Annotated in this window: 19 protein-coding genes; 11 read left to right on the forward strand and 8 right to left on the reverse strand. The window is 67.3% G+C overall.

What is annotated here, in order from left to right:
* Positions 1 to 9: 9 nt before the first annotated feature.
* From sufD to C9424_RS04580, 3 genes are read right to left on the reverse strand one after another with little or no spacing between them, the layout of a single operon-like run.
* The gene (gene sufD / locus C9424_RS04570) at positions 10 to 1296 is read right to left on the reverse strand and encodes a Fe-S cluster assembly protein SufD (protein ID WP_116765730.1); all 1287 of its coding nucleotides are present in this window, start codon (positions 1294 to 1296) and stop codon (positions 10 to 12) included.
* The gene (gene sufB, locus C9424_RS04575) at positions 1296 to 2759 is read right to left on the reverse strand and encodes a Fe-S cluster assembly protein SufB (protein WP_116765731.1); all 1464 of its coding nucleotides are present in this window, start codon (positions 2757 to 2759) and stop codon (positions 1296 to 1298) included. The genes sufD and sufB overlap by 1 nt, the downstream gene beginning before the upstream one ends.
* Complete coding sequence (locus C9424_RS04580) at positions 2759 to 3670, reverse strand: helix-turn-helix transcriptional regulator (RefSeq protein ID WP_116765732.1); 912 nt, start codon at positions 3668 to 3670, stop codon at positions 2759 to 2761. Before C9424_RS04580 ends, sufB begins: the two co-directional genes overlap by 1 nt.
* Before the next feature lie 107 nt (positions 3671 to 3777).
* Between C9424_RS04580 and C9424_RS04585 the strand changes: the two genes are divergently transcribed.
* The 5 genes from C9424_RS04585 (at position 3778) to C9424_RS04605 (ending at position 8654) form a co-directional block, all read left to right on the forward strand.
* Positions 3778 to 4746, forward strand: coding sequence for an ABC transporter ATP-binding protein (locus C9424_RS04585; protein WP_116765733.1), 969 nt, complete (start codon positions 3778 to 3780; stop codon positions 4744 to 4746).
* Positions 4747 to 4844: 98 nt separating this feature from the next.
* Entirely contained in the window at positions 4845 to 5555 is a 711-nt protein-coding gene (locus C9424_RS04590) for an ABC transporter permease (RefSeq protein ID WP_237563309.1), read from the forward strand.
* 7 nt (positions 5556 to 5562) lie between these two features.
* Positions 5563 to 6507, forward strand: coding sequence for a COX15/CtaA family protein (locus tag C9424_RS04595; protein ID WP_116765735.1), 945 nt, complete (start codon positions 5563 to 5565; stop codon positions 6505 to 6507).
* A gap of 222 nt (positions 6508 to 6729) precedes the next feature.
* Complete coding sequence (locus tag C9424_RS04600; RefSeq protein ID WP_237563291.1) at positions 6730 to 7254, forward strand: hypothetical protein; 525 nt, start codon at positions 6730 to 6732, stop codon at positions 7252 to 7254.
* 281 nt (positions 7255 to 7535) lie between these two features.
* A complete protein-coding gene (locus C9424_RS04605) occupies positions 7536 to 8654 on the forward strand; it encodes an acyltransferase family protein (protein ID WP_237563292.1) in 1119 nt (372 codons plus the stop codon).
* Between the two features lie 90 nt (positions 8655 to 8744).
* On the opposite strand, the gene C9424_RS04610 is transcribed toward C9424_RS04605, so the two are convergent.
* Positions 8745 to 9707, reverse strand: coding sequence for a heme o synthase (locus tag C9424_RS04610; RefSeq protein WP_091254060.1), 963 nt, complete (start codon positions 9705 to 9707; stop codon positions 8745 to 8747).
* A 513-nt stretch (positions 9708 to 10220) separates the two neighbouring features.
* On the opposite strand from C9424_RS04610, the gene tkt reads away from it, so the two are divergent.
* The 6 genes from tkt to pgl all read left to right on the forward strand — a co-directional run bounded on the left by tkt (position 10221) and on the right by pgl (position 18484).
* Entirely contained in the window at positions 10221 to 12338 is a 2118-nt protein-coding gene (tkt, locus tag C9424_RS04615; protein WP_116765736.1) for a transketolase, read from the forward strand.
* Positions 12339 to 12400: 62 nt separating this feature from the next.
* Positions 12401 to 13516, forward strand: a complete 1116-nt coding sequence (tal, locus tag C9424_RS04620) for a transaldolase (RefSeq protein ID WP_091254056.1) — start codon at positions 12401 to 12403, stop codon at positions 13514 to 13516.
* A 6-nt stretch (positions 13517 to 13522) separates the two neighbouring features.
* Positions 13523 to 15160, forward strand: a complete 1638-nt coding sequence (locus C9424_RS04625; protein ID WP_116765737.1) for a glucose-6-phosphate isomerase — start codon at positions 13523 to 13525, stop codon at positions 15158 to 15160.
* Between the two features lie 15 nt (positions 15161 to 15175).
* Positions 15176 to 16738, forward strand: a complete 1563-nt coding sequence (zwf, locus tag C9424_RS04630; protein ID WP_116765738.1) for a glucose-6-phosphate dehydrogenase — start codon at positions 15176 to 15178, stop codon at positions 16736 to 16738.
* Positions 16735 to 17676: a glucose-6-phosphate dehydrogenase assembly protein OpcA gene (locus tag C9424_RS04635; RefSeq protein ID WP_116765739.1), complete on the forward strand. Its 942-nt coding sequence runs from the start codon at positions 16735 to 16737 to the stop codon at positions 17674 to 17676. The genes zwf and C9424_RS04635 overlap by 4 nt, the downstream gene beginning before the upstream one ends.
* Positions 17666 to 18484, forward strand: a complete 819-nt coding sequence (pgl, locus tag C9424_RS04640; protein WP_116765740.1) for a 6-phosphogluconolactonase — start codon at positions 17666 to 17668, stop codon at positions 18482 to 18484. The genes C9424_RS04635 and pgl overlap by 11 nt, the downstream gene beginning before the upstream one ends.
* On the opposite strand, the gene C9424_RS04645 is transcribed toward pgl, so the two are convergent.
* The 4 genes from C9424_RS04645 to C9424_RS04660 form a co-directional block, all read right to left on the reverse strand.
* Positions 18437 to 18832: an RNA polymerase-binding protein RbpA gene (locus C9424_RS04645; RefSeq protein ID WP_091247868.1), complete on the reverse strand. Its 396-nt coding sequence runs from the start codon at positions 18830 to 18832 to the stop codon at positions 18437 to 18439. The two genes, pgl and C9424_RS04645, sit on opposite strands and share 48 nt — an antisense overlap.
* A 114-nt stretch (positions 18833 to 18946) precedes the next feature.
* A complete protein-coding gene (gene secG, locus C9424_RS04650) occupies positions 18947 to 19204 on the reverse strand; it encodes a preprotein translocase subunit SecG (RefSeq protein ID WP_116765741.1) in 258 nt (85 codons plus the stop codon).
* A gap of 49 nt (positions 19205 to 19253) precedes the next feature.
* Complete coding sequence (gene tpiA, locus C9424_RS04655) at positions 19254 to 20069, reverse strand: triose-phosphate isomerase (protein WP_116765742.1); 816 nt, start codon at positions 20067 to 20069, stop codon at positions 19254 to 19256.
* Between the two features lie 130 nt (positions 20070 to 20199).
* On the reverse strand, positions 20200 to 21426 hold the full coding sequence (locus tag C9424_RS04660; RefSeq protein WP_116765743.1) for a phosphoglycerate kinase: 1227 nt from the start codon (positions 21424 to 21426) through the stop codon (positions 20200 to 20202).
* Between the last annotated feature and the right edge of the window lie 4 nt (positions 21427 to 21430).

Consider the following 21430-nt stretch of genomic DNA (forward strand, 5'->3'; position numbering starts at 1 on the left):
CTGTGCTGGCTAATGATTCGTTGCCGCGAGTTCGCGCTCGACAGCGTCCGTCAGGCGCTCTTCGATGGCAGGAACCTTGATCTGCTGGATGATCTCGTTCAGGAAGCCGCGGACCACCAGACGGCGGGCCACCTCTTCCGGAATGCCGCGGGCCATCAGGTAGAACAGGTGCTGGTCGTCGAACCGTCCGGTGGCGCTGGCGTGGCCGGCGCCGGCGATCAGGCCGGTCTCGATCTCAAGGTTGGGCACGGAGTCCGCGCGGGCGCCGTCGGTCAGGACCAGGTTGCGGTTGGCCTCGTAGGTGTCGGTGCCTTCTGCCTCCTTGCGGATCAGAACGTCACCAACCCACACGGTGTGCGCATTGCGGCCCTGTAGGGCACCCTTGTACAGGACGTTGGACTTGCAGTTGGGCACGGAGTGGTCCACGAACAGGCGCTGCTCGAGGTGCTGGCCGGCGTCGGCGAAGTACAGGCCGAACAGTTCCACTTCTGCGCCCGGAGCGGTGAAGCGTGCCGACGGCGTGACGCGCACGAGGTCGCCGCCGAGGCTGACGACGATGTGCTTGAACTTGGCGTCCCGGCCGAGCTTGGCCTGCTGGGAGGAGGCGTGCACGGCGTCGTCGTTCCATTCCTGGAGTGAGATGACGGTGAGCTGCGCGCCGTCCCCGACGACGATCTCGATGTTTTCCGAGACGACGGCGGTGCCCTGGTGGTCCAGGACTACGACGGCTTTGGAGAACTTTTCGGCGACGATTACGACGTGCTGCGCGGAGGCCTCGGTGCCCTGGCCGGTCAGCAGGACGCTGACCTCGCCGTCGACCTGGACCTCGGCGGGAACCGTGATGACGGTGGCCTCGGTGAAGTTCTCCCAGGCGTTCGCGGACACACGGTCCTCGGGGATGGCGGCGGAGCCGATCCGGCGGTCGTCGCGGCCGACGGTTTCCACGGTGACGCTGTCCGGGGCGGTCACGCTCACGGACGGGGCGGCGCCGTTGAGGACCTCGGTGTGCAGGCCGCGGAGGCGCTTGAGCGGGGTGAACCGCCAGTCCTCTTCCATGCCGGTCAGCGGCTTGAAGTCAGCCAGCTTGTAGGAGGTCAGCCGGCCGGCGCGTGAGCTGTCCGGAATGCCGACGCCGCCACCGTGGGAGTGGCGCTTGACGGCCTCGCCGGCCAGCGGCGCCTTGGACTCCGCGGCGTTCAGCGGTGAGAGGCTCTCGCCTTCCTCGGTGAAACCGTTGATGAACGGCTGGGCTGACGGCGCGCCGATGCGGGCCTTTTCAGTAGTGATGTCAGTCATTAACCGACCGATCCTTCCATCTGCAGTTCAATCAGGCGGTTCAGCTCAAGGGCGTATTCCATCGGCAGCTCACGGGCAATCGGCTCGATGAAGCCGCGGACGATCATCGCCATGGCCTCGTCTTCGCGCATGCCGCGGGACATCAGGTAGAACAGCTGCTCTTCGCTGACGCGCGAGACCGTGGCCTCGTGGCCCATGGTGACGTCGTCCTCGCGGATGTCGATGTACGGGTAGGTGTCCGAGCGGCTGATGGTGTCCACCAGCAGGGCGTCACAGCGGACCGTGTTGGCCGAGTGCTTGGCGCCTTCGCGGACCTGAACCAGGCCGCGGTAGGCGGCACGGCCGCCGCCACGGGCCACGGACTTGGAGATGATCGAACTCTTGGTGTTCGGCGCGATGTGGACCATCTTGGAGCCGGTGTCCTGGTGCTGGCCTTCGCCGGCGAACGCGATGGACAGGGTCTCGCCCTTGGCGCCCTCGCCCACGAGGTAGACGGCCGGGTACTTCATGGTGACCTTGGAGCCGATGTTGCCATCGATCCACTCCATGGTGGCGCCCTCTTCGCAGATGGCGCGCTTGGTGACCAGGTTGTACACGTTGGTGGACCAGTTCTGGATGGTCGTGTAGCGGACGCGGGCGCCCTTCTTCACGATGATCTCCACGACGGCGGAGTGCAACGAGTCCGAGGTGTAGATCGGCGCGGTGCAGCCTTCGATGTAGTGGACGTAGGAGTCCTCGTCGGCGATGATCAGGGTGCGCTCGAACTGGCCCATGTTTTCGGTGTTGATCCGGAAGTAGGCCTGCAGCGGAATGTCCACGTGGACGCCCTTGGGCACGTACACGAAGGACCCGCCGGACCAGACGGCCGTGTTGAGCGAGGCGAACTTGTTGTCGCCCACCGGGATGATCGTCCCGAAGTATTCCTGGAAGATCTCCGGGTGCTCGCGCAGGGCGGTGTCGGTGTCCAGGAAGATGACGCCCTGGGCTTCGAGGTCCTCACGGATCTGGTGGTACACCACCTCGGATTCGTACTGGGCCGCCACACCGGAGACCAGGCGGCTGCGCTCGGCTTCCGGGATGCCGAGCTTCTCGTACGTGTTCCGGATGTCCTCGGGAAGGTCTTCCCAGGTGGCGGCCTGCTTCTCGGTGGACCGCACGAAGTACTTGATGTTGTCGAAGTCGATGCCGGAAAGGTCCGCACCCCATGTAGGCATGGGCTTGCGGTCGAAGTACTTCAGGCCCTTGAGGCGCAGGTCCAGCATCCATTCCGGCTCGCTCTTCTTAGCCGAGATGTCGCGGACAACGTCTTCGTCGATGCCGCGGCGGGCGTTGGCTCCGACGTCGTTCTTGTCGGCCCAGCCGTACTCGTAGGTGCCGATTCCGTGGAGCTCGGGATTCTTTTCCAGAATCTCCGAAATCACAGTAGAGTCAGCAACCTTCTTCTCTGATAGTTGGTCCGTCATCACGGCCTTTCTTGCAGATGGTTGGATACTTCATCCGGGGTACCCGGGGCTGCGGGACTGGAAGCCCCGACGGCGGCCGGACGGCCCGTAGGTATGTGGGTGGTGCAGACGTGCCCGCCGCGCGCGAGAGTCGACAGCCGGCGCACATCGACGCCGACCAGCCGGGAGAACACTTCGGTCTCCACATCGCAGAACACGGGGAACTGGGCCGCCAGGTGCTGGATGGGGCAGTGCCCCTGGCAGAGCTGGACGCTGGACAGGGCGGCCGGAAGCGGCGCCTTGGCTTCAATCGACTGTGCCGAGGCGACGAAACCGTCGCGGCTCAGCGCCTCGGAGAGGGCCCGGGCCCGGGCCGTGATGTCCGGTCCGGCCTGCTCGATCCCGGGCGCGTAGCGGCGTTCCATGTCGGCGAACCGTTCGACGGCGAACTGCCGCACCGCCTCGGGGCCGGCGGCCTCGCCCAGGCGGCGCAACGCCACGGTGGCGATGTCGAGGTAGTCGTTGCCAAGCGTCGACTGGCCCTGGGAGCTCAGGACATAGCGCCGGGCGGGACGTCCCGCGCCGGCACCGGCACGGGCAGCCCGCTTGACCTCAATCACGCCGCTGCGCGAGAGGTGGTCGAGGTGGCGGCGGACGGCGGCAGGGGTGAAGCCCAGGAGGTCGCCGAGTTCGGCGGCGCTGATGGGTCCATGCTCCAGCACGGCGTTGAGGACGCGGTCACGCGTGCGCTCTTCGGCGTCGTGGGTCTGGCCGCCGGCGCCCGCGGGAACGGCGTCGGGAACCTCATCCGGGACGACGGCCACGTGCGCCCGGGCGGACCCGAGGCGAGCAGCGCCGCGGCCGGACCGGGTACCGGGCGCAGCAGCTCCAGACACAGCGGCTCCAGACACAGAGGGACTCATGGAATACACAACACAATCATGTCGTAATTTACTCCGGCGATCCAGTAAGGCATGGCTTGCCTGCAGTTGGCGCCCGTTCCGGGGGAACGCCGTACTACATCGCGTAGAATGCTGTGGTGCGATCTCCCGAATCCCCCGTTCTGACCATCAGCGGGCTCGTCAAGGATGTTGGTCCACTGCCCACCCTCGACGGCAAGATGCTGCGCGTGGTCAGCGGCCTTTCCCTCGTTGCCGAACGCGGCCAGGTAACAGCCCTGCTCGGCGCCAACGGCGCCGGCAAGACCACCACCATCGAATGCGCCCAAGGGCTGCAGAAGCGGACCTCCGGCACCATCAGCCTGCTCGGCCAGGATCCGGACACTGCCGGAGCCGGCCTCCGTGCGCGCGTCGGTGTCATGCTGCAGGACGGCGGTCTCCCGCCGTCGGCCCGTCCCATCCCGCTGCTAAGGCACATTGCCGGCATGTACCAGGATCCGTGGCCGGTGGATGAGCTCATTGCCCGCCTGGGGATCGATTCGTTCAGCCGCACCTCAGTGCGGCGCCTGTCCGGCGGCCAGAAGCAGCGCCTTGCCCTTGCGGCGGCGCTGGTCGGCAACCCGGAGGTCCTCTTCCTCGACGAGCCGAGCGCCGGCCTGGATCCGCAGTCCCGCCAGATGGTCTTCGATCTCATCGCCGAGCTGCGTAACAGCGGGATGGGAATCATCCTCACCACCCACCTGATGGACGACGCCCAGCGCCTGGCCGACTACGTCTACATCATCGACGCCGGACGGAACGTCGCTGAAGGCACCGTCGCCCAGCTCCTGCAGCATCAGCTGCCCGCCGGCGACGACGGGCAGCACATCCGCACCCTGCTGTTTGAGACCGAACCGGGCCTGGACTTCACCGGCGTGCTGACCGACGGCGTCGAGGTCACCGAGGCCCGGGCCGGCAGCTACGCGGTGACCGGCGCACTGACCCCGGCGGACCTCGCGGCGATCACCGCGTGGTGGGCCGCGCGCGGGATCATGCCCAGCTCCTTGAGCCTTGAGGCACGCAGCCTCGAGGACGTCTTCCTGGACATCTCCGGAAGGGAGATCCGATGACCCGCGTTTCCGGCGGCGCGCCGCTGGGCAGTGCCCCCCTGGGCAGTGCGCCGCTCACAGCACACGGCAGCGCACCCGCTCCGCTGCTGCGCAGGATCATGCTGCAGGGGCGGTACGAAACCATCACCATGCTCCGGAACGGCGAGCAGCTGATCCTCGCGATCGTCCTGCCGCTGCTGGCCATGGTCGGCCTGACCGTGACGCCGCTGCTGGACGGGCTGGGTTCGAGCCGCATCAACGTTGCCGTCCCCGGCATCCTGGCCCTGTGCGCCATGTCCACCGCCTTCACGGGCCAGGGCATCGCCACCGGCTTCGACCGCCGCTACGGCGTGCTGCGCTTTCTTTCCACCACTCCCCTGGGCCGCGCCGGACTGATCGCCGGCAAGATCCTGGCCGTCCTGGCCGTCCTGTTCCTGCAGGTGCTCATCGTCTCGGCCGTGGCCCTGGTGTTGGGCTGGCAGCCCAACCCCGCGGGCTGGCTGCCCGGCATGCTCATCCTGGTCCTCGGGGCCGCATGCTTCACCGCGCTGGGGCTGCTGGTCGCCGGGACGGTCCGGCCGGAGGCGACCCTGGCCATCACCAACCTGCTCTGGATTCTGCTCGGGGCCCTGGGCGGGATCGTGATCCCGTCCGAACGGCTCCCTGCGCTCTCGCAGGCTGTGGTGCACTTCCTCCCCTCCGGCTCGCTGGGCCAGGCGCTGAGGGATGCTTTCCTGTACGGCAGCGTCAACGTTGCTGCCGTCTTTGTCCTGCTGCTCTGGACGGCGATCGCCGGCGGCGCGGCAATCCGTTGGTTCAAGTGGAATTGAGAAAACTGTGAGCACGGCGTCACGCACACCCCGGATCGTTTCCGGGTTCACCTCCCGGCTGCCCGTCACGGTCGACAACAGGATCAGGCGGCTGGCCGTGTTGTCCCTCATCGGCCAGATCGTCCTGGTGGTGACAGGCGGCGCCGTCCGGCTTACCGCCTCGGGCCTTGGCTGCCCCACCTGGCCGCGCTGTACGGAAGGATCCCTGGCCACCACGCCGGAAATGGGGTTCCACGGAATCATCGAATTCGGCAACCGGCTCCTGACGTTCGCGCTGGCCGCCGTCGCGGTGATGATGCTCGTGTACCTGTGGAACCTCCGCAAGGAACGCCGCGACCTCTTCCTGCTGGCCCTCGGCCTGCTCGCCAGCATCCCGGCCCAGGCCGTCATCGGCGGCATCACCGTCCTCACCCAGCTGAACCCGTGGGTCGTGGGCCTGCACTTCCTGGTATCCATGGCCCTCGTGGTTCTGGCAACCCTTCTGGTGAACCGCGCCTACGGCCGCACGGGCAAGGCCCGGACCGTGCAGCTTCCGGCCCTGCCGGGCGCCGCGCGCCCGGTGATGACCGCCGTCGCGTTCTTCTCCGCCGTGGCCGTTTGCCTGGGCGTGGTGGTGACCGGGGCCGGCCCGCATGCCGGCGACGCCAACGCCCCGCGCAATGACCTCGACTGGGACCTGTTCGCGCACATCCATGCCATGCCGGCGTACCTGGTGACCGCCGGAGCGCTGTTCGGAGTGTTCCTGGTGCTGCGCGGGCGTATCCCGGGGCCGTTCCGTTCCGCGGTGTTCATGCTCCTGGGCGTCACTGTGCTGCAGGCCATCATCGGCTTCACGCAGTACTACAACGGCATCCCGGCGCTGCTCGTGGGCGCACACATGCTGGCGGCGGCCCTGCTGATGAGCGCGGCCACCAACGCCGCGGACCTCGCCCGCTACAGCCCGGTGAAATAGGCGCACCAACACCTCCCCCAACAAACAACGCGGGGTGACTTACCGCTCGTTCCGCACCTGGCGGATGGGCCGTAGGTGACCCCGCGTTGCTTGTGTTTGTGGGCTCCGGTCTGGCCTCGGCGGGTTCCCCGGGAGCACTATGAGATGGCATGGATTTGGATCGTTGCGGTCGTGGGCATGTGGTCGTTCACTCCTGTGACGCTTACCGGAAGGCCTTCTCACATGGATCCCATCGAACCGCCCGTGACCCTGTCACCCGCGGCCCGCCAACGCGCGGCGAGCCTTAAAGAGCGGGTCTACATCATCTTTACGAGCCTCGCCGTGGTGCTGGCGCTTCGGAGCCACGCGGACGAGACGTCGCCCGCGGCCGCCGCCGCCACCCTCAGCATCGTGGTCATCGGTTCCCTGCTCGGGATTTTCGTCGCCGATCTCCTGAGCCACCTGACGGTCCATTCGACGCTCCCCACCGGTGAAGAACTGCACCATATGATCGCAGTCAGCGCCGGCGGTCTCGGCGTTCTGGTGACTCCGCTGCTCCTGCTCGCAGCGGCCGGCCTCGGGCTGTGGTCGACGGCCGTGGCTCTCGGCTGGGCGGTCGTTGTTCTCGTTGCCTCACTCATGGTCGTCGGGTACCTCGCGATCCGGCGCCTCGATATCCCGCTCCATCACAAGGCCGCCATCATGTTCGCCGAAGTCGTCTTAAGCCTTCTGGTGATCGGGCTCGAACTCATCGCCCACAACCTCTGAATCCCGGGCTGTTGCGGGCGAACGCACCACCAGACGGACCGTGGTCAGGTTTCGTCCAGCCGCGTCCGGGATAATAGCTAACGGCGCGGTGGCGCCGGAATCACATTCATCAGAAGAGTAACGGCACGGTTTTGCCTTGATTCAGCTGAAATAGAAACCGGCCGGAAAGAGGCTCCGGAGGTTATATGGCGTTACTAGTCGGCGAAAGGGCCGCCACGGCCGCCCTGCAATCTACAGACCAACACGCTACAACCAAACAAACCGCAAGCAAGCAATTCACAGTGCGTCCGCGGCTTGACGGCCTGGACGTCCTTCGCGGCGCTGCCGTTGGCGCAGTCCTGCTCGGACATTCCTGGCCTGGAATATTTCAAGGCGCCGGCATCATCGGCGTCATTGCGTTCTTCGTGCTGAGCGGATACCTGATCACGAACGTGCTGCTCAGGGACGTGGAACGGCATCGAAAGATTCGCTACGGCCGTTTCTATGCGCACAGGGCCTTCCGGCTCGTGCCGGCCCTGATCTCCCTCCTGGGCGTGTACGCCGTCGTCGAGCTGGCCACCGACGTCCTCGGGGACCGGTCCAAGGGCATCGTCGGGTACACCGTCCTCGCCGGCCTCGGCTACCTCAAAGACCTGCCGCTGCCCTTCGACGTCAGCATGGCCATCGGACCGCTGTGGACGCTGGCGGTGGAGGAACAGTTCTATCTGATCTGGCCCGCGCTGCTGGTTCTCGCCCTGCGGCGCAACCGGCAGGGCCGGCTGATCGTCTGGTCGGCCGCCGTCGCCCTGTCCCTGATGACGGCAAGCGTGCTGGCGATGGAGATCATGGCTCCGCAACTTCATTCACTGGTCTACGCGTTGCCCACGACGTGGGGGCTGGGCCTGATCCTAGGGTCGGCCCTGCGCCTCTACCGGGTCCGCGTCTTCGGCTGGTTCGCGGGCCGCCGGCTCAGGCTGGCCGCCCTGCTCGGCTCCTCGGCACTCCTGGTCGCGCTGGCGTTCTTCCCCAAAGCCAACGAAACACCGGCCTTCTTCTTCATCGGAGGCCCGCTCGCCATGGCTGCCGCGGCCGTCCTGGTGGCCCTCGCCGCCTCCCGCACCCGTGCGATGCCGACGTGGACGCGCCCGCTGCAGCTGCTGGGCACCGTGTCCTACGCCGCCTATCTCTGGAACTACCTCGTCATTCTCTGGCTCAACGGCGGGTCGACGGCGGATCTGCCGCCGCTCGTCGCGGTGTCGGCCATCGTGGTGACCCTGGTCATCGCGGTCATCAGCTGGCACACGGTCGAGAGGCTCGGACGGATCGCGCGCCATCGCTTCGACCAGCGGTACCCGGACCAGCGGCCGGCGGCCGGCGTCGTTCCCCCGCCCGGCCCGCGCCAGGAAGTAAGCGCCGACTAGGAGCAGCGCCCTCATGGCACTGCCGCAAAACAGCAGATGCTCCCTCACCACTGGTGAGGGAGCATCTGCTGTTTTAAGAACAGCTGGGACTCAGCCGCCCATGACCGCCGAGCCGATGAACGGGTCCACCGCCAGGGCAATGAAGAGCAGTGTCAGGTAGCTGATGGAGCCGTGGAAGACCTTCATGGCGCCCTTGTTGGAGACGTCGCCGGACTGGGCGCGGTTGTACAGGGCGTGCGACTCGTACAGGAACCAGGCGCCGGCCGCGACGGCGGTCACGGTGTACACCCAGCCAGCGCCGCCGGCCGGGATCAGCAGGAGCGAGCATGCCACCATGGCCCACGCGTAAAGCACCACCTGCACCGAGACCACCTTGGCGCCGGCGATGGCGCCCAGCATCGGCACGTTGGCGTTGCGGTAGTCCTCGCCGTACCGCATCGACAGCGGCCAGTAGTGCGGCGGGGTCCAGAGGAAGATCACCATGAACAGCACGACGGCGGGCCACTCCACCGTGTTGGTGACGGCGGCCCAGGCGATCAGGACCGGGAAGCAGCCCGCGGCGCCGCCCCAGACGATGTTCTGGGCGGTGCGTCGCTTGAGGATCATGGTGTAGATGACCACGTAGAAGACGATGGCGCCGAGGCCCAGCCATGCGGCGAGCGGGTTGGCCCCGAACCAGAGGATGGCGATCGCCGCGGCGCCCAGCAGCCAGGAGAAGATCAGTGCTTCGCGGGGGGTGACCTCGCCGGTGACCAGCGGCCGGTTCTCGGTGCGGTGCATGAGCTTGTCGATGTCGCGGTCGATGTAGCAGTTGAAGGCACCGGCAGAGCCTGCCGCGAAAGCGCCGCCCACGAGCGTGGCCAGAATCAGGCCGATCGAGGGGAATCCGCGCTCGGCGTAGATCATGGTGGGCAAGGTGCTGACGAGCAGGAGCTCGATGACTCGGGGCTTCGTGAGCGCCAGGTAGGCCTTGGCTTTGCGGCCGAAGCCCATTCTTGCCGAGGCCGGGGAGGCGTTCAGCGGCGTATTTGTTGTGCTCACGGTGGCAGTCACTCTGTTCTGTCTGGGCAGTTCTGTCTGGCTGGCAGCCCCGGGTGGATGTCGCAACGCTTCTTGCTGCAGAACGGGCTCTGCGCGCAGCGCACGCCCGTGTCCTTGCCCCAGTCGAAGGCCACCACCCATCATACCGTGACGCTGCGCGCACCCGGCCCGCCGCCGGGCCCCAATGATTCGGGCGCGTTAACGCCTGCTCACGGGCGCAATAGCGCGCGGTGATTCATATAAGCGAAATCAGGTCCAATTGGTGAGATATACGCTGACCACCAAGTGGAATGGGACTAGGCTGTTCTTAGATCAGCGCACACGGGCACGCACCAACGCAATTGCCGAGTAATTGCCCGGCAATTGCCGAAACCTGCGGCTCTGGATCTGCGTCTGAATGATAGATCAACGTTTCGATGGTGAACGGCTGGTACGTACTGCAGCGGGCACCGAACTGTGCCCGGGGTGGGACCAAGCGTACCGCCGGCCGTCAGCACAGAGAGGGGCCCGGTTTTCGTGCCACATTTGGAAGAGCAAGAACTGTCATGGACTACCTTGGACCAGCGCGCCGTGGACACTGTCCGGGTGCTGGCCGCGGACGCGGTGGAGAAGGTGGGCAACGGCCACCCCGGTACCGCGATGAGCCTGGCCCCGGCCGCGTACCTGCTCTTCCAGAAGCTGATGCGCCACGACCCGAAGAACCCGGACTGGCTGGGCCGTGACCGGTTCATCCTGTCCCCGGGCCACACTTCCCTGACCCTGTACATCCAGCTGTTCCTTTCCGGCTACGGGCTGGAACTGAAGGACCTGGAAGCCCTGCGCACCTGGGGCTCCCTGACCCCGGGGCACCCGGAGTACAAGCACACCGCCGGTGTGGAGATCACCACCGGCCCGCTGGGCCAGGGGCTGGCCTCGGCGGTCGGCTTCGCGTACTCCCAGCGCCGGATGCGCGGCCTGTTCGACGCCGATGCCCCCGCCGGCGAGTCCCCGTTCGACCACACCATCTGGGTCATCGCCTCCGACGGCGACCTCCAGGAAGGCGTCACGTCCGAGGCGTCCTCGCTCGCCGGGCACCAGGAACTGGGCAACCTCGTGGTGATCTACGACGAGAACCACATCTCGATCGAGGACGACACCGACATCGCCTTCACCGAAGACGTGCTGGCCCGCTACGAGGCCTACGGCTGGCACACCCAGCGGGTCGATTGGACGCGTACCGGCGAATACGTCGAAGACGTCGCCGAACTCCATGCCGCGCTGCTGGCCGCAAAGGCCGAGACCGGCAAGCCCTCGATCATTTCGCTGCGCACCATCATCGGCTACCCGGCGCCGAAGAAGCAGAACACCGGCAAGATCCACGGCTCGGCCCTGGGCGCCGAGGAAGTCGCGGCCCTGAAGAAGGTCCTGGGCTTCGATCCGGAGCGCGCGTTCCAGGTCGACGATGACGTCCTGGCCCACACCCGCGAGGCGCAGGCCCGCGGCGCCGAGGCCCGCACCGCCTGGCAGAGCAGCTTCGAGGCCTGGCAGTCCGCCAACCCGGAGAACGCCGCACTGCTCGAGCGCATCGAAGCCAAGAAACTGCCCGTCGAGCTCGACGCCGCACTGCCGGTCTTCGAAGCCGGCAAGGACGTTTCCACCCGCGCCGCGTCCGGCAAGGTTCTGAACGCGATCGGCCCGGTCATGCCCGAACTCTGGGGCGGCTCCGCCGACCTCGCCGAATCGAACAACACCACGATTGAAGGCTCGCCCTCGTTCATCCCGGCTTCACGCTCCACCGGGGCCTGGAAGGGCAACCCGTACGGCCGGGTGCTGCACTTCGGCATCCGCGAGCACGCCGCCGCGTCGATCGTGAACGGGATCAGCCTGCACGGCCGGACCCGGGCGTTCTCGGGCACGTTCCTGATCTTCAGCGACTACCAGCGCCCCGCCATCCGCCTCGGCGCCCTCATGGGCGTGCCGTCCCTGTACGTCTGGACGCACGACTCCATCGGCCTGGGCGAGGACGGCCCCACCCACCAGCCCGTGGAACAGCTGGCCTCCCTCCGGGCGATCCCGGGACTGGACGTCGTCCGCCCCGGCGACGCGAACGAGGTCGCTGCGGCGTGGAAGGTCATGCTGGAGAACCACGAGAACCCGGCCGGCATCGTCCTGACCCGGCAGAACATCCCCACATACGCCCGCGGTGAAGGCGACGCCAGCGGCGACACCTTCGGTTCCACCGCCGGCGTGGCCAGGGGCGGATACGTCCTCGCCGAAGCCTCCAAGGACGGCGCCACGGTCCCGGCCGAGGTCATCCTGATCGGCACCGGCTCCGAAGTCCAGCTCGCCGTGGCCGCCCGTGAGGCCCTGCAGGCCGAGGGCATCGCCACCCGCGTCGTCTCCATGCCCTGCGTGGAATGGTTCAACAAGCAGGACGCCGCCTACCGCGAAGCCGTCCTGCCGGCCGCCGTCAAGGCGCGCGTCTCCGTCGAAGCAGGACTTGCCCTGGGCTGGAAGGAATTCGTCGGCGACGCCGGCCGCTCCATCAGCCTTGAGCACTTCGGTGCCTCCGCGGACTACAGGCGCCTCTTCCAGGAATTCGGCATTACCGCCGAGGCCGTCACCGCTGCCGCGAAGGACTCGCTCGCCAGCGTCACCAACTGACCCACCCCCTGGTTCCGGGGGACGCTGTGCCCCCGGAACCCATCATTTCCAGGAGTTATGACATGACTACCCCCACCCAGCAGCTCTCCGACGCCGGCGTCTCGATCTGGCTCGACGACCTCTCCCGCGGCCGCCTGCAGACCGGTACCCTGCGCAAGCTCATCGAAGAGAAGAACGTCGTTGGCGTCACGACCAACCCGTCCATCTTCCATGCCGCCATCACCTCCGGCACGGACTACGACGCCGTCATCGCTGCCCAGGCCGCGGCCGGCTCCACCGTTGAAGAGACCGTCTTCGAAATCACCACCACCGACGTCGCCGACGCCTGCGACCTCTTCGCTCCCGTCGCCGCCGCGACCAAGGGCGTCGACGGCCGCGTGTCCATCGAGGTGGACCCCCGCCTTGCCTGGGACACCGCCGGCACCATCGCCGAAGCGAAGCACCTGTACAAGAAGGTCAACAAGGACAACGTCCTGATCAAGATCCCGGCAACCCTCGAGGGCCTCGAAGCCATCACGGCCACCCTGGCCGAGGGCATCAGCGTCAACGTAACCCTGATCTTCTCGCTGGAACGCTACCGCGCCGTCATCAATGCCTTCCAGTCCGGCCTGGAGCAGGCCAAGGGCAACGGCCATGACCTCTCCACGATCCACTCCGTCGCGTCCTTCTTCGTCTCCCGCGTCGACGCCGAAATCGACAAGCGCCTCGATGCCATCGGCACCGACGAAGCCAAGGCACTCAAGGGCAAGGCCGGGCTGGCCAACGCCCGCCTGGCGTACCAGGTCTACGAGGAGCTCTTCTCCACCGAACGCTGGGCCCTCCTCGCCGAGGCCGGCGCCCTGCCGCAGCGCCCGCTGTGGGCCTCCACCGGTGTGAAGGACCCGGCCTACCCGGACACCCTGTACGTCACCGAACTCGTCGCACCGGGCGTGGTCAACACCATGCCGGAGAAGACGCTGGACGCCACGTTCGACCACGGCGTGGTGACGGGCGACACCGTCACCCGCGGCTACGACGACGCCAACGCGACGCTGAACTCCCTCGACAACCTGGGGATCTCCTACAACGACGTCGTGGCACTGCTTGAGTCCGAAGGCCTGGACAAGTTCGTGGCCAGCTGGAAGGAACTCCTGGGCGACGTCGAAGGCGCCCTGGCCTCTGCACGGAAGGCTTCCTAACCCACCATGAGCACACTCAGCTACGACGCCACCGGCGCAGCCCGCCAGGCCCACGAACAGCACCTCCCCGCACTGCTGGAGGACCGCATTGCCACCCGGATCTTCGCGAAGGACCATACCCTGTGGGGTCCCGACGCCGAAGCCGAGTCGGCTGTCCGGCTGGGCTGGGTCGAGGCGGCCACCGTCTCCCAGCCCCTGGTCAGCGGGATCCTGGCACTCCGCGACGCACTGAAGGCCGACGGCGTGACGCGCATTGTCCTGTGCGGCATGGGCGGTTCCTCGCTGGCACCTGAAGTCATTGCGGGCACCGCTGGCGTCGAGCTGACCGTGCTGGACAGCACCGACCCCGAACAGGTCAGTGCCGCCCTCGTGGACCGGCTGGCCGAAACCGCCATCGTTGTTTCGTCCAAGTCCGGCTCCACGGTGGAGACCGATTCACAGCGCCGGATCTTCGAACAGGCATTCACCGATGCCGGCATCGACGCGAAGAGCCGCATCATCATCGTCACCGACCCGGGCTCGCCCCTGGACAAGGCCTCCCGTGAGGCCGGCTACCGCGCAGTCTTCAACGCCGACCCCAACGTCGGCGGCCGTTTCTCGGCGCTGACCGCGTTCGGGCTGGTCCCCTGCGGGCTGGCCGGCGTGGACATCCAGGCGTTCCTGGATGAGGCCGAAGAGGCCGCCGAGATCCTCAACGACGACTCGGAAGACAACATCGGCCTCGCCCTCGGCACGGCCCTGGGCGGCACCAGCCCGCTGCGCAACAAGATCGTCATCGCAGAAGACGGGTCCGGGATCGTCGGGTTCGCCGACTGGGCCGAACAGCTCATCGCCGAATCCACGGGCAAGCTGGGCACCGGCGTGCTGCCGGTCGTGGCCGGCCCCGCCTCCCCCGAAGCCACCCTGGGCGCACCCGATGTCCTCGTCATCCGGCTCGTCTCGGCCGACGCCGACGACGTCCAGCTCGGCGAGAACGAGGTTGCCATTGCCGGTGGCCTGGCGACGCAGATGATGGTGTGGGAATTCGCCACCGCCGTAGCAGGCCGGTTGCTGGGCATCAACCCGTTTGACCAGCCCGACGTCGAGGCCGCCAAGGTGGCCGCACGCGGCCTGCTGGACGCACAGCCGAAGCCGACGCCGGCGAACTTCACCGACGGCGCCATCGAAGTCCGCGGCGGCGACTGGCTGGGAAATGCCTCGACGGCGTCTGCCGCCGTGTCCGCGCTGCTGGCCCAGCTCGCAGAGGACAGCTACCTCAGCGTTCAGGCCTATTTCGACCGGCTCGCCTACGCAGGCTTCGAGGGTGTCCGTGACCAGCTGGCGGCGCTGAGCCGGCGCCCGGTCACGTTCGGCTGGGGCCCCCGCTTCCTGCACTCGACGGGCCAGTTCCACAAGGGCGGACCCGCGATCGGCGTCTTCCTGCAGGTCACGGCCGCGTCCGCCATGGACCTGGCCATCCCGGACCGCCCGTTCACGTTCGGCGAGCTGATCTCGGCGCAGGCCGCCGGGGACGCCCAGGTTCTGTCCGAGCACGGCCGTCCGGTCCTCCGGCTGCACCTGACCGACCGCGCCGCGGGTGTGAAGCAGCTCCAGGAGCTCGTCACCTCCCTTGCCGGCCAGGCCGCATCTTCCACCGAAAGCTAAGGCACCCAAGCAACCATGCCAGAAACCTACTACGGCGGCAGGACCTCGGCCGGCCGCGGGCGCAATCCGCTCCGCGACCCCCGTGACCGCCGTCTGAACCGTATTGCCGGGCCGTCATCTCTGGTTCTCTTCGGGGTGACCGGCGACCTCGCCCGGAAGAAGCTCATGCCGGCCGTGTATGACCTCGCCAACCGCGGGCTGCTGCCGCCGAGCTTCGCCCTGGTGGGCTTTGCCCGCCGGCAGTGGGAGAACGAGGACTTCGCCGCGGAGGTCAAGGAGTCCGTCAAGGCCTACGCCCGGACCCCATTTGATGAAACGGTCTGGAAGCAGCTCTCGGAGGGCATCCGCTTCGTGCAGGGCGAGTTCGACGACGACGAGGCGTTCAAGCGGCTGTCCGACACGATCGATGAGCTCGACGAGCAGCGCGGGACGCGCGGCAACCACGCGTTCTACCTCTCGATCCCGCCGAAGGCCTTCGAACAGGTCTGCCGCCAGCTCTCCAAGCACGGCCTGGCCCAGGCCGAGGGTGACAAGTGGCGGCGGGTGGTGATCGAGAAGCCGTTCGGGCACGACCTCGAATCGGCCCGGCAGCTCAACGACATTGTCGAATCGGTGTTCCCGCCGGACTCCGTGTTCCGGATCGATCACTATCTGGGCAAGGAGACGGTGCAGAACATCCTTGCGCTGCGCTTCGCCAACCAGCTCTTCGAGCCGCTCTGGAACGCTAACTATGTGGACCACGTCCAGATCACCATGGCCGAGGACATCGGCACGGGCGGCCGGGCGGGGTACTACGACGGCGTGGGTGCGGCCCGCGACGTCATCCAGAACCACCTGCTGCAGCTCCTGGCCCTGACCGCCATGGAGGAGCCGGTCTCCTTCAACGCCGATGACCTTCGTGCTGAGAAGGAAAAGGTCCTCTCCGCCGTCCGGCTCCCGCACGACCTCTCCACCCACTCGGCCCGCGGGCAGTTCACCGGCGGCTGGCAGGGCGGCGAGGAGGTCCTGGGCTACCTGGAGGAAGAGGGCATCCCGGCCGATTCGAAGACCGAGACGTTCGCCGCGATCCGGGTGGACATCAACACCCGCCGCTGGTCCGGGGTGCCGTTCTACCTGCGCGCCGGCAAACGCCTGGGCCGCCGGGTGACGGAAATCGCCGTCGTGTTCAAGCGCGCTCCGAACCTGCTCTTCACCGACCACGGCGAGGACGACTTCGGCCAGAACGCCGTGGTGATCCGGGTCCAGCCCGACGAGGGCGCCACGATCCGGTTCGGGTCCAAGGTTCCGGGCACCCAGATGGAGGTCCGCGACGTCACCATGGACTTCGGCTACGGCCACTCCTTCACCGAGTCCAGCCCCGAAGCCTACGAACGGCTCATCCTCGACGTGCTGCTGGGCGAACCTCCGCTGTTCCCCCGCCACGCCGAGGTCGAGCTGTCCTGGAAGATCCTTGACCCGTTCGAGGACTACTGGGCGTCCCTGGACGAACAGCCCGAGCCCTACCGGCCCGGCAGCTGGGGTCCCGCCTCAGCCGATGAACTCCTTGCCCGCGACGGACGAACCTGGAGAAGGCCATGATCGTAGATCTTCCCGACACCACCACCTCCAAGATTTCCAAGAAGATCATGTCCCTGCGCGAGCAGGGCGGCGTGATCGCCCTCGGCCGCGTCCTGACCCTTGTGGTCGTCACCCGCTCCGGCCTTGAGGAGGAGGCCATCGAGGCCGCCAACGAGGCCAGCCGGGAACACCCGTGCCGGATCATCGTCCTCGCCGACGCCGGGGCCTCCGCCCCGACCCGGCTGGACGCGCAGATCCGCGTCGGCGGCGACGCCGGGGCCTCCGAGGTCATCCTGCTGCGCGGCTACGGCGAACTCGCCGAGGAAAGCGAATCCCTCGTCGCGGCGCTGCTGTTGCCGGACGCCCCGATCGTGGCCTGGTGGCCGCACGGCGCGCCGCGGAACGCGTGCCAGACCTCGATCGGGGGCATCGCGCACCGCCGGATCACCGACTCCGCCAACGAGGCGGACCCGGTCGCGGCGCTGGAGAACATCCGCCGCACCTACAAAGCCGGCGACACGGATCTGGCCTGGACCCGCCTGACCAACTGGCGGATCCAGCTGGCCGCGGTCCTGGACCAGGTGGACGACTCACCGGTCACGGCCGTCGCCGTCGAAGGTGCCTCGGATTCCCCGAGCACCATCCTGCTCGCGGCCTGGCTGACCCTGGCCCTGGACGCCCCGGTCACGATCGTCGCGGACCCGGCCGGCACCGGCATCCGGCGGGTCCGGCTGACCCGAACCGGCGGCGACGTCCAGCTCTTCCGGCCGGGCCTGACCGTAGCGGAACTGACCCAGCCCGGCCAGCCGGCGCAGCGGATCTCCCTGCCCCGCCGCAGCCTCAAGGACTGCCTGGCAGAAGAACTTCGCCGCCTGGACCCCGACGAGGTCTTCGGCGAAGTGATTACTATGGGACTGCCACGTACCAATCTAAGGAGTGTCCGTCCCAGTGAGCGCTGACCCCAGAGTAAGCATCCATCCTGACTCGACCGTCCTGATGGCTGCGATCGCAGCCCGCCTGATCACCAAGCTCGTGGACATCCAGGACCGGCACGGCGAAGCCACGGTGGTGCTTACCGGGGGCACAATGGGCATCGGTTCGCTCAGGGCCGTGGCCGAATCCCCGGCCGCGAAGGCCGTCGACTGGTCCAAGGTGAACTTCTGGTGGGGTGACGAGCGCTTTGTGCCGGCGGATGACGCCGAACGCAACGCCCGCCAGGCCCATGAGGCTCTCCTGTCCCGCATCACGGTCGATCCGGCGCGGGTCCACGTGCCCGGTTCCACCGATGACTTCGGGAGCCCGGAAGAGGCTGCGGCGGATTATGCGCGCCGGCTCGCTGACGCGGCCGCCGCCGAGCACGCCGCGGACATGTCCGATGACCGGCCGGAACACCCGGGCCGGCTTCCGCGCCTGGACATTGTCCTCCTCGGCGTCGGCCCGGACGCGCACGTCGCGTCGCTCTTTCCGGAGCAGGCCGGCATCCGGGAGAAGGAACTGACCGTCGTGGGGGTCCAGAACTCCCCCAAGCCGCCGCCGGGCAGGGTTTCCCTGACCCTGCCGGCCATCAACACGGCCTTAGAGGTGTGGATGGTGGTGGCCGGCGAGGACAAGGCCGGCGCCGTGGGCCTGGCCCTGGCCGGCGCCAATCCCGTGCAGGTTCCCGCGGCCGGGCCGCGGGGCCGCCGGGAGACCTTGTGGCTCATTGACGAGAACGCGGCCTCACGGGTCCCCGAGCAGCTCGTCCGGAAGGGCCCGTCCGGCGCGTAGCCGTTCCAGCGCTCCGGCCAGTACGTCTTCGGCGTCCTGGCTGGAGCGCCGTTCTTTAACGTATTCCAGGTGGGTCTTGAACCCCTCCGTTGGCACGTCGTCCAGGGCGAACTTTGTTTCGTCGCGGGTTGCCGTGCCGCCGCAGCGCCGGCAGTCCCAGACTCCCGGGATCTGCTCCTCGGGGAGTTGGGCGAACACGAGCGCGGTTTCATGGCCTTTGGCGCACCGGTAGGAGACACGAATACGGGGCTGGCGTGCGCCGGCCCCGTTCATTGGCTCGTGGCGGGGCGATGCCCCCTCGGTGGCGCCCACACGGATTCCCTTGAATCCGGAAGCAGAATGCAGCATCGGGAACTCCTGGCTACTCAGCTGGTGGATTGGTGCTTGCCAGCGACAGTGTAGTTCGAAGTTCCCGATGCCGGGAGGGCCTCAAGCCCCTTATGAAGTTCTCGAAAAGACGTGCTAGGAATCGGCGCCTGTGCTGAACCGCATGATCAAGCCGAGGGCGATGATCACGACGCCCCAGGTGACACCGAGGATGACCGTGAACCGGTTGAGGTTCCGCTCCGCGACACCCGAGGAGCTCAGCCCCGAACTCATGCCGCCGCCGAACATGTCCGACAGGCCGCCTCCGCGTCCCTTGTGGAGCAGGATGAGCAACGTCAGCAGGAGGCTGGTGATGCCCAGGAGGACCTGCAGAATGACATGAAGAACGTCCACGACGGCCTTTCAGAAGAATTGGATTGCGGGGGCCAAGCCTGTGTCCGGACTAATCCGTCAGCAGGTGACTCTCGAACCTGACAATATTAGCAAACTCCGCAGCGTCCAGGCTGGCACCGCCGACCAGCAAGCCGTCGACGTCGCGCTCCTTCAGGATCGACGCCGCGTTGTTCGCCTTGACCGACCCCCCGTAGAGCAGGCGCGTCTTGGCGGCGACGTCGGCACCGAACAGGGTGGCCAACTCGGTACGGATTGCGGCGCACATTTCCTGCGCGTCTTCCGGGCCGGCGACCTCCCCGGTGCCGATGGCCCAGACGGGCTCGTAGGCGACGACGAGTTCGGCGGCTTGTTCCGGGGTGAGGCCTTCGACGCCGGCGCGCAGCTGGGCGAGCGTGTGGTCGACGTGGGTGCCGGCCTGGCGGATCTCGAGTCCTTCACCGACGCACAGGACGGGGGTGATGCCGTGCCGGAAAGCGGCCTTGGTCTTGGCGTTCAGGACGTCATCGGACTCGTTGTGGATGGTGCGGCGTTCGCTGTGGCCGACCAGGACGTAGCTGCAGCCCAGCTTGGCGAGGAACTGTCCGGAGATGTCACCGGTGTAGGCGCCCGAGTCGAACTGGGAGAGGTCCTGGCCGCCGTAGACGACGTCGAGTTCGTCGCCCTGGACGAGGGTCTGGACGCCGCGGAGATCTGTGAACGGAGGGAAGACGGCAACCTCCACCCGGCTGTAGTCATGCTTGGCGTCGGACAGGGTCCACGCGAGCTTCTGCAGGAGGGTGATGCCCTGGACGTGGTCCATGTTCATCTTCCAGTTGCCGGCGATGAAGGGCTTGCGATCGAATTTACCGTTGGTTGACGTGGTCACATGATCTCCAAGAGTGCTGATGGTATGAGCAGCCGGCAGGGTGCCCGGTCCCTTGCGGACGGGCACCCTGCCGGCTGGATTGCCTGACGGCTGCTGCTTTAGCGGCCAGTGTTTCTAGCGGTCGGTGCTTCTAGCGGTCGAGGACGCTCAGGCCGGGGAGTTCCTTGCCTTCAAGGTACTCCAGGCTTGCGCCGCCGCCGGTGGAAATGTGGCCGAACTGGTCATCGGCGAAGCCGAGGGTCCGGACCGCGGCTGCGGAATCCCCGCCGCCGACCACCGTGAATGCGTCCGTCTCGGTCAGTGCCTGGGCGATGGCCCGGGTACCGCCGGCGAAGGCCGCGAATTCGAACACGCCCATGGGGCCATTCCAGAACACCGTCTTGGCGCCCTTGATCCGTTCCGCGAAGGCCGCTGCCGAGTCCGGTCCGATGTCCAGGCCGATGCCCTGCACGCCGAAGCTGCTGGCCTCGATGGCGTCGGCAGCAACGGTCTCGTGCTCGGCGTCGGCGGCGAACTTGCTGGCCACCACAACATCGGTGGGCACCACGAATTCCGTACCGGCGTCCGCGGCGCGCTTCAGGTATTCCTGCACGACCGGGATCTGGTCCTCTTCGAGCAGGCTGCCCGCGACCTTGTGGCCCGCGGCGGCAAGGAAGGTGAACAGCATGCCGCCGCCCACCAGGATCGTGTCCGCCTTGCCGATGAGGTTGTCGATCACGGCGAGCTTGTCCGAGACCTTGGAGCCGCCAAGGACGACGACGTAGGGCCGCTGGGTGTCGGTGGTGAGCTTGCGCAGCACCTCGACCTCCGTGCGGACGAGGTCGCCCTGGTAGGACGGCAGCCGGGTGGCGACGTCGTACACGCTGGCGTGCTTGCGGTGCACTGCGCCGAAGGCGTCATCGACGAACGCGCCGTTGTCGCCGGTGAGGGCGACGAGCTCGTCCGCGAAGGCGCCGCGTTCGGCGTCGTCCTTGGAGGTCTCCCGGGCGTCGAAACGCACGTTTTCCAGGACGAGCACTTCGCCGTCCTGGAGGGCGGAGGACAGCTCCTTGGCCGACTCGCCGACCGTGTCGCCGGCAAGGGTGACCTTGAACCCGGCAAGCTCGGCCAGTCGCGTGGCGGCCGGCTTGAGCGAGTACTTGTCTTCGGGGGCGCCCTTGGGGCGGCCCAGGTGTGCTGTGACCAGCACGCGGGCACCGGCGTCCGTGAGCTTCGCCAGCACTGGCAGGGAGGCCTTGATGCGGCCGTCGTCAGTCACTGTAGAGCCGTCGAGCGGCACGTTCAGGTCACTTCTGACCAGAACGTACCGCCCGCGGACACCATCAGCGATCAGTTCGTTGAGGGTGTGGAATGTCATGAGT

It is taken from the genome of Arthrobacter sp. H-02-3 (assembly GCF_003097355.1).
GTDB classification, from domain to species: Bacteria; Actinomycetota; Actinomycetes; order Actinomycetales; family Micrococcaceae; genus Arthrobacter; species Arthrobacter humicola.

Coding starts and splice junctions, on each gene's coding strand:
- sufD (WP_116765730.1), bottom strand. CDS start 1,296: ATGACTGACATCACTACTGAAAAGGCCCGCATCGGCGCGCCGTCAGCC.
- sufB (WP_116765731.1), bottom strand. CDS start 2,759: ATGACGGACCAACTATCAGAGAAGAAGGTTGCTGACTCTACTGTGATT.
- C9424_RS04590 (WP_237563309.1), top strand. CDS start 4,845: ATGCTGCAGGGGCGGTACGAAACCATCACCATGCTCCGGAACGGCGAG.
- C9424_RS04600 (WP_237563291.1), top strand. CDS start 6,730: ATGGATCCCATCGAACCGCCCGTGACCCTGTCACCCGCGGCCCGCCAA.
- tal (WP_091254056.1), top strand. CDS start 12,401: ATGACTACCCCCACCCAGCAGCTCTCCGACGCCGGCGTCTCGATCTGG.
- C9424_RS04625 (WP_116765737.1), top strand. CDS start 13,523: ATGAGCACACTCAGCTACGACGCCACCGGCGCAGCCCGCCAGGCCCAC.
- zwf (WP_116765738.1), top strand. CDS start 15,176: ATGCCAGAAACCTACTACGGCGGCAGGACCTCGGCCGGCCGCGGGCGC.
- C9424_RS04635 (WP_116765739.1), top strand. CDS start 16,735: ATGATCGTAGATCTTCCCGACACCACCACCTCCAAGATTTCCAAGAAG.
- C9424_RS04645 (WP_091247868.1), bottom strand. CDS start 18,832: ATGCTGCATTCTGCTTCCGGATTCAAGGGAATCCGTGTGGGCGCCACC.
- C9424_RS04660 (WP_116765743.1), bottom strand. CDS start 21,426: ATGACATTCCACACCCTCAACGAACTGATCGCTGATGGTGTCCGCGGG.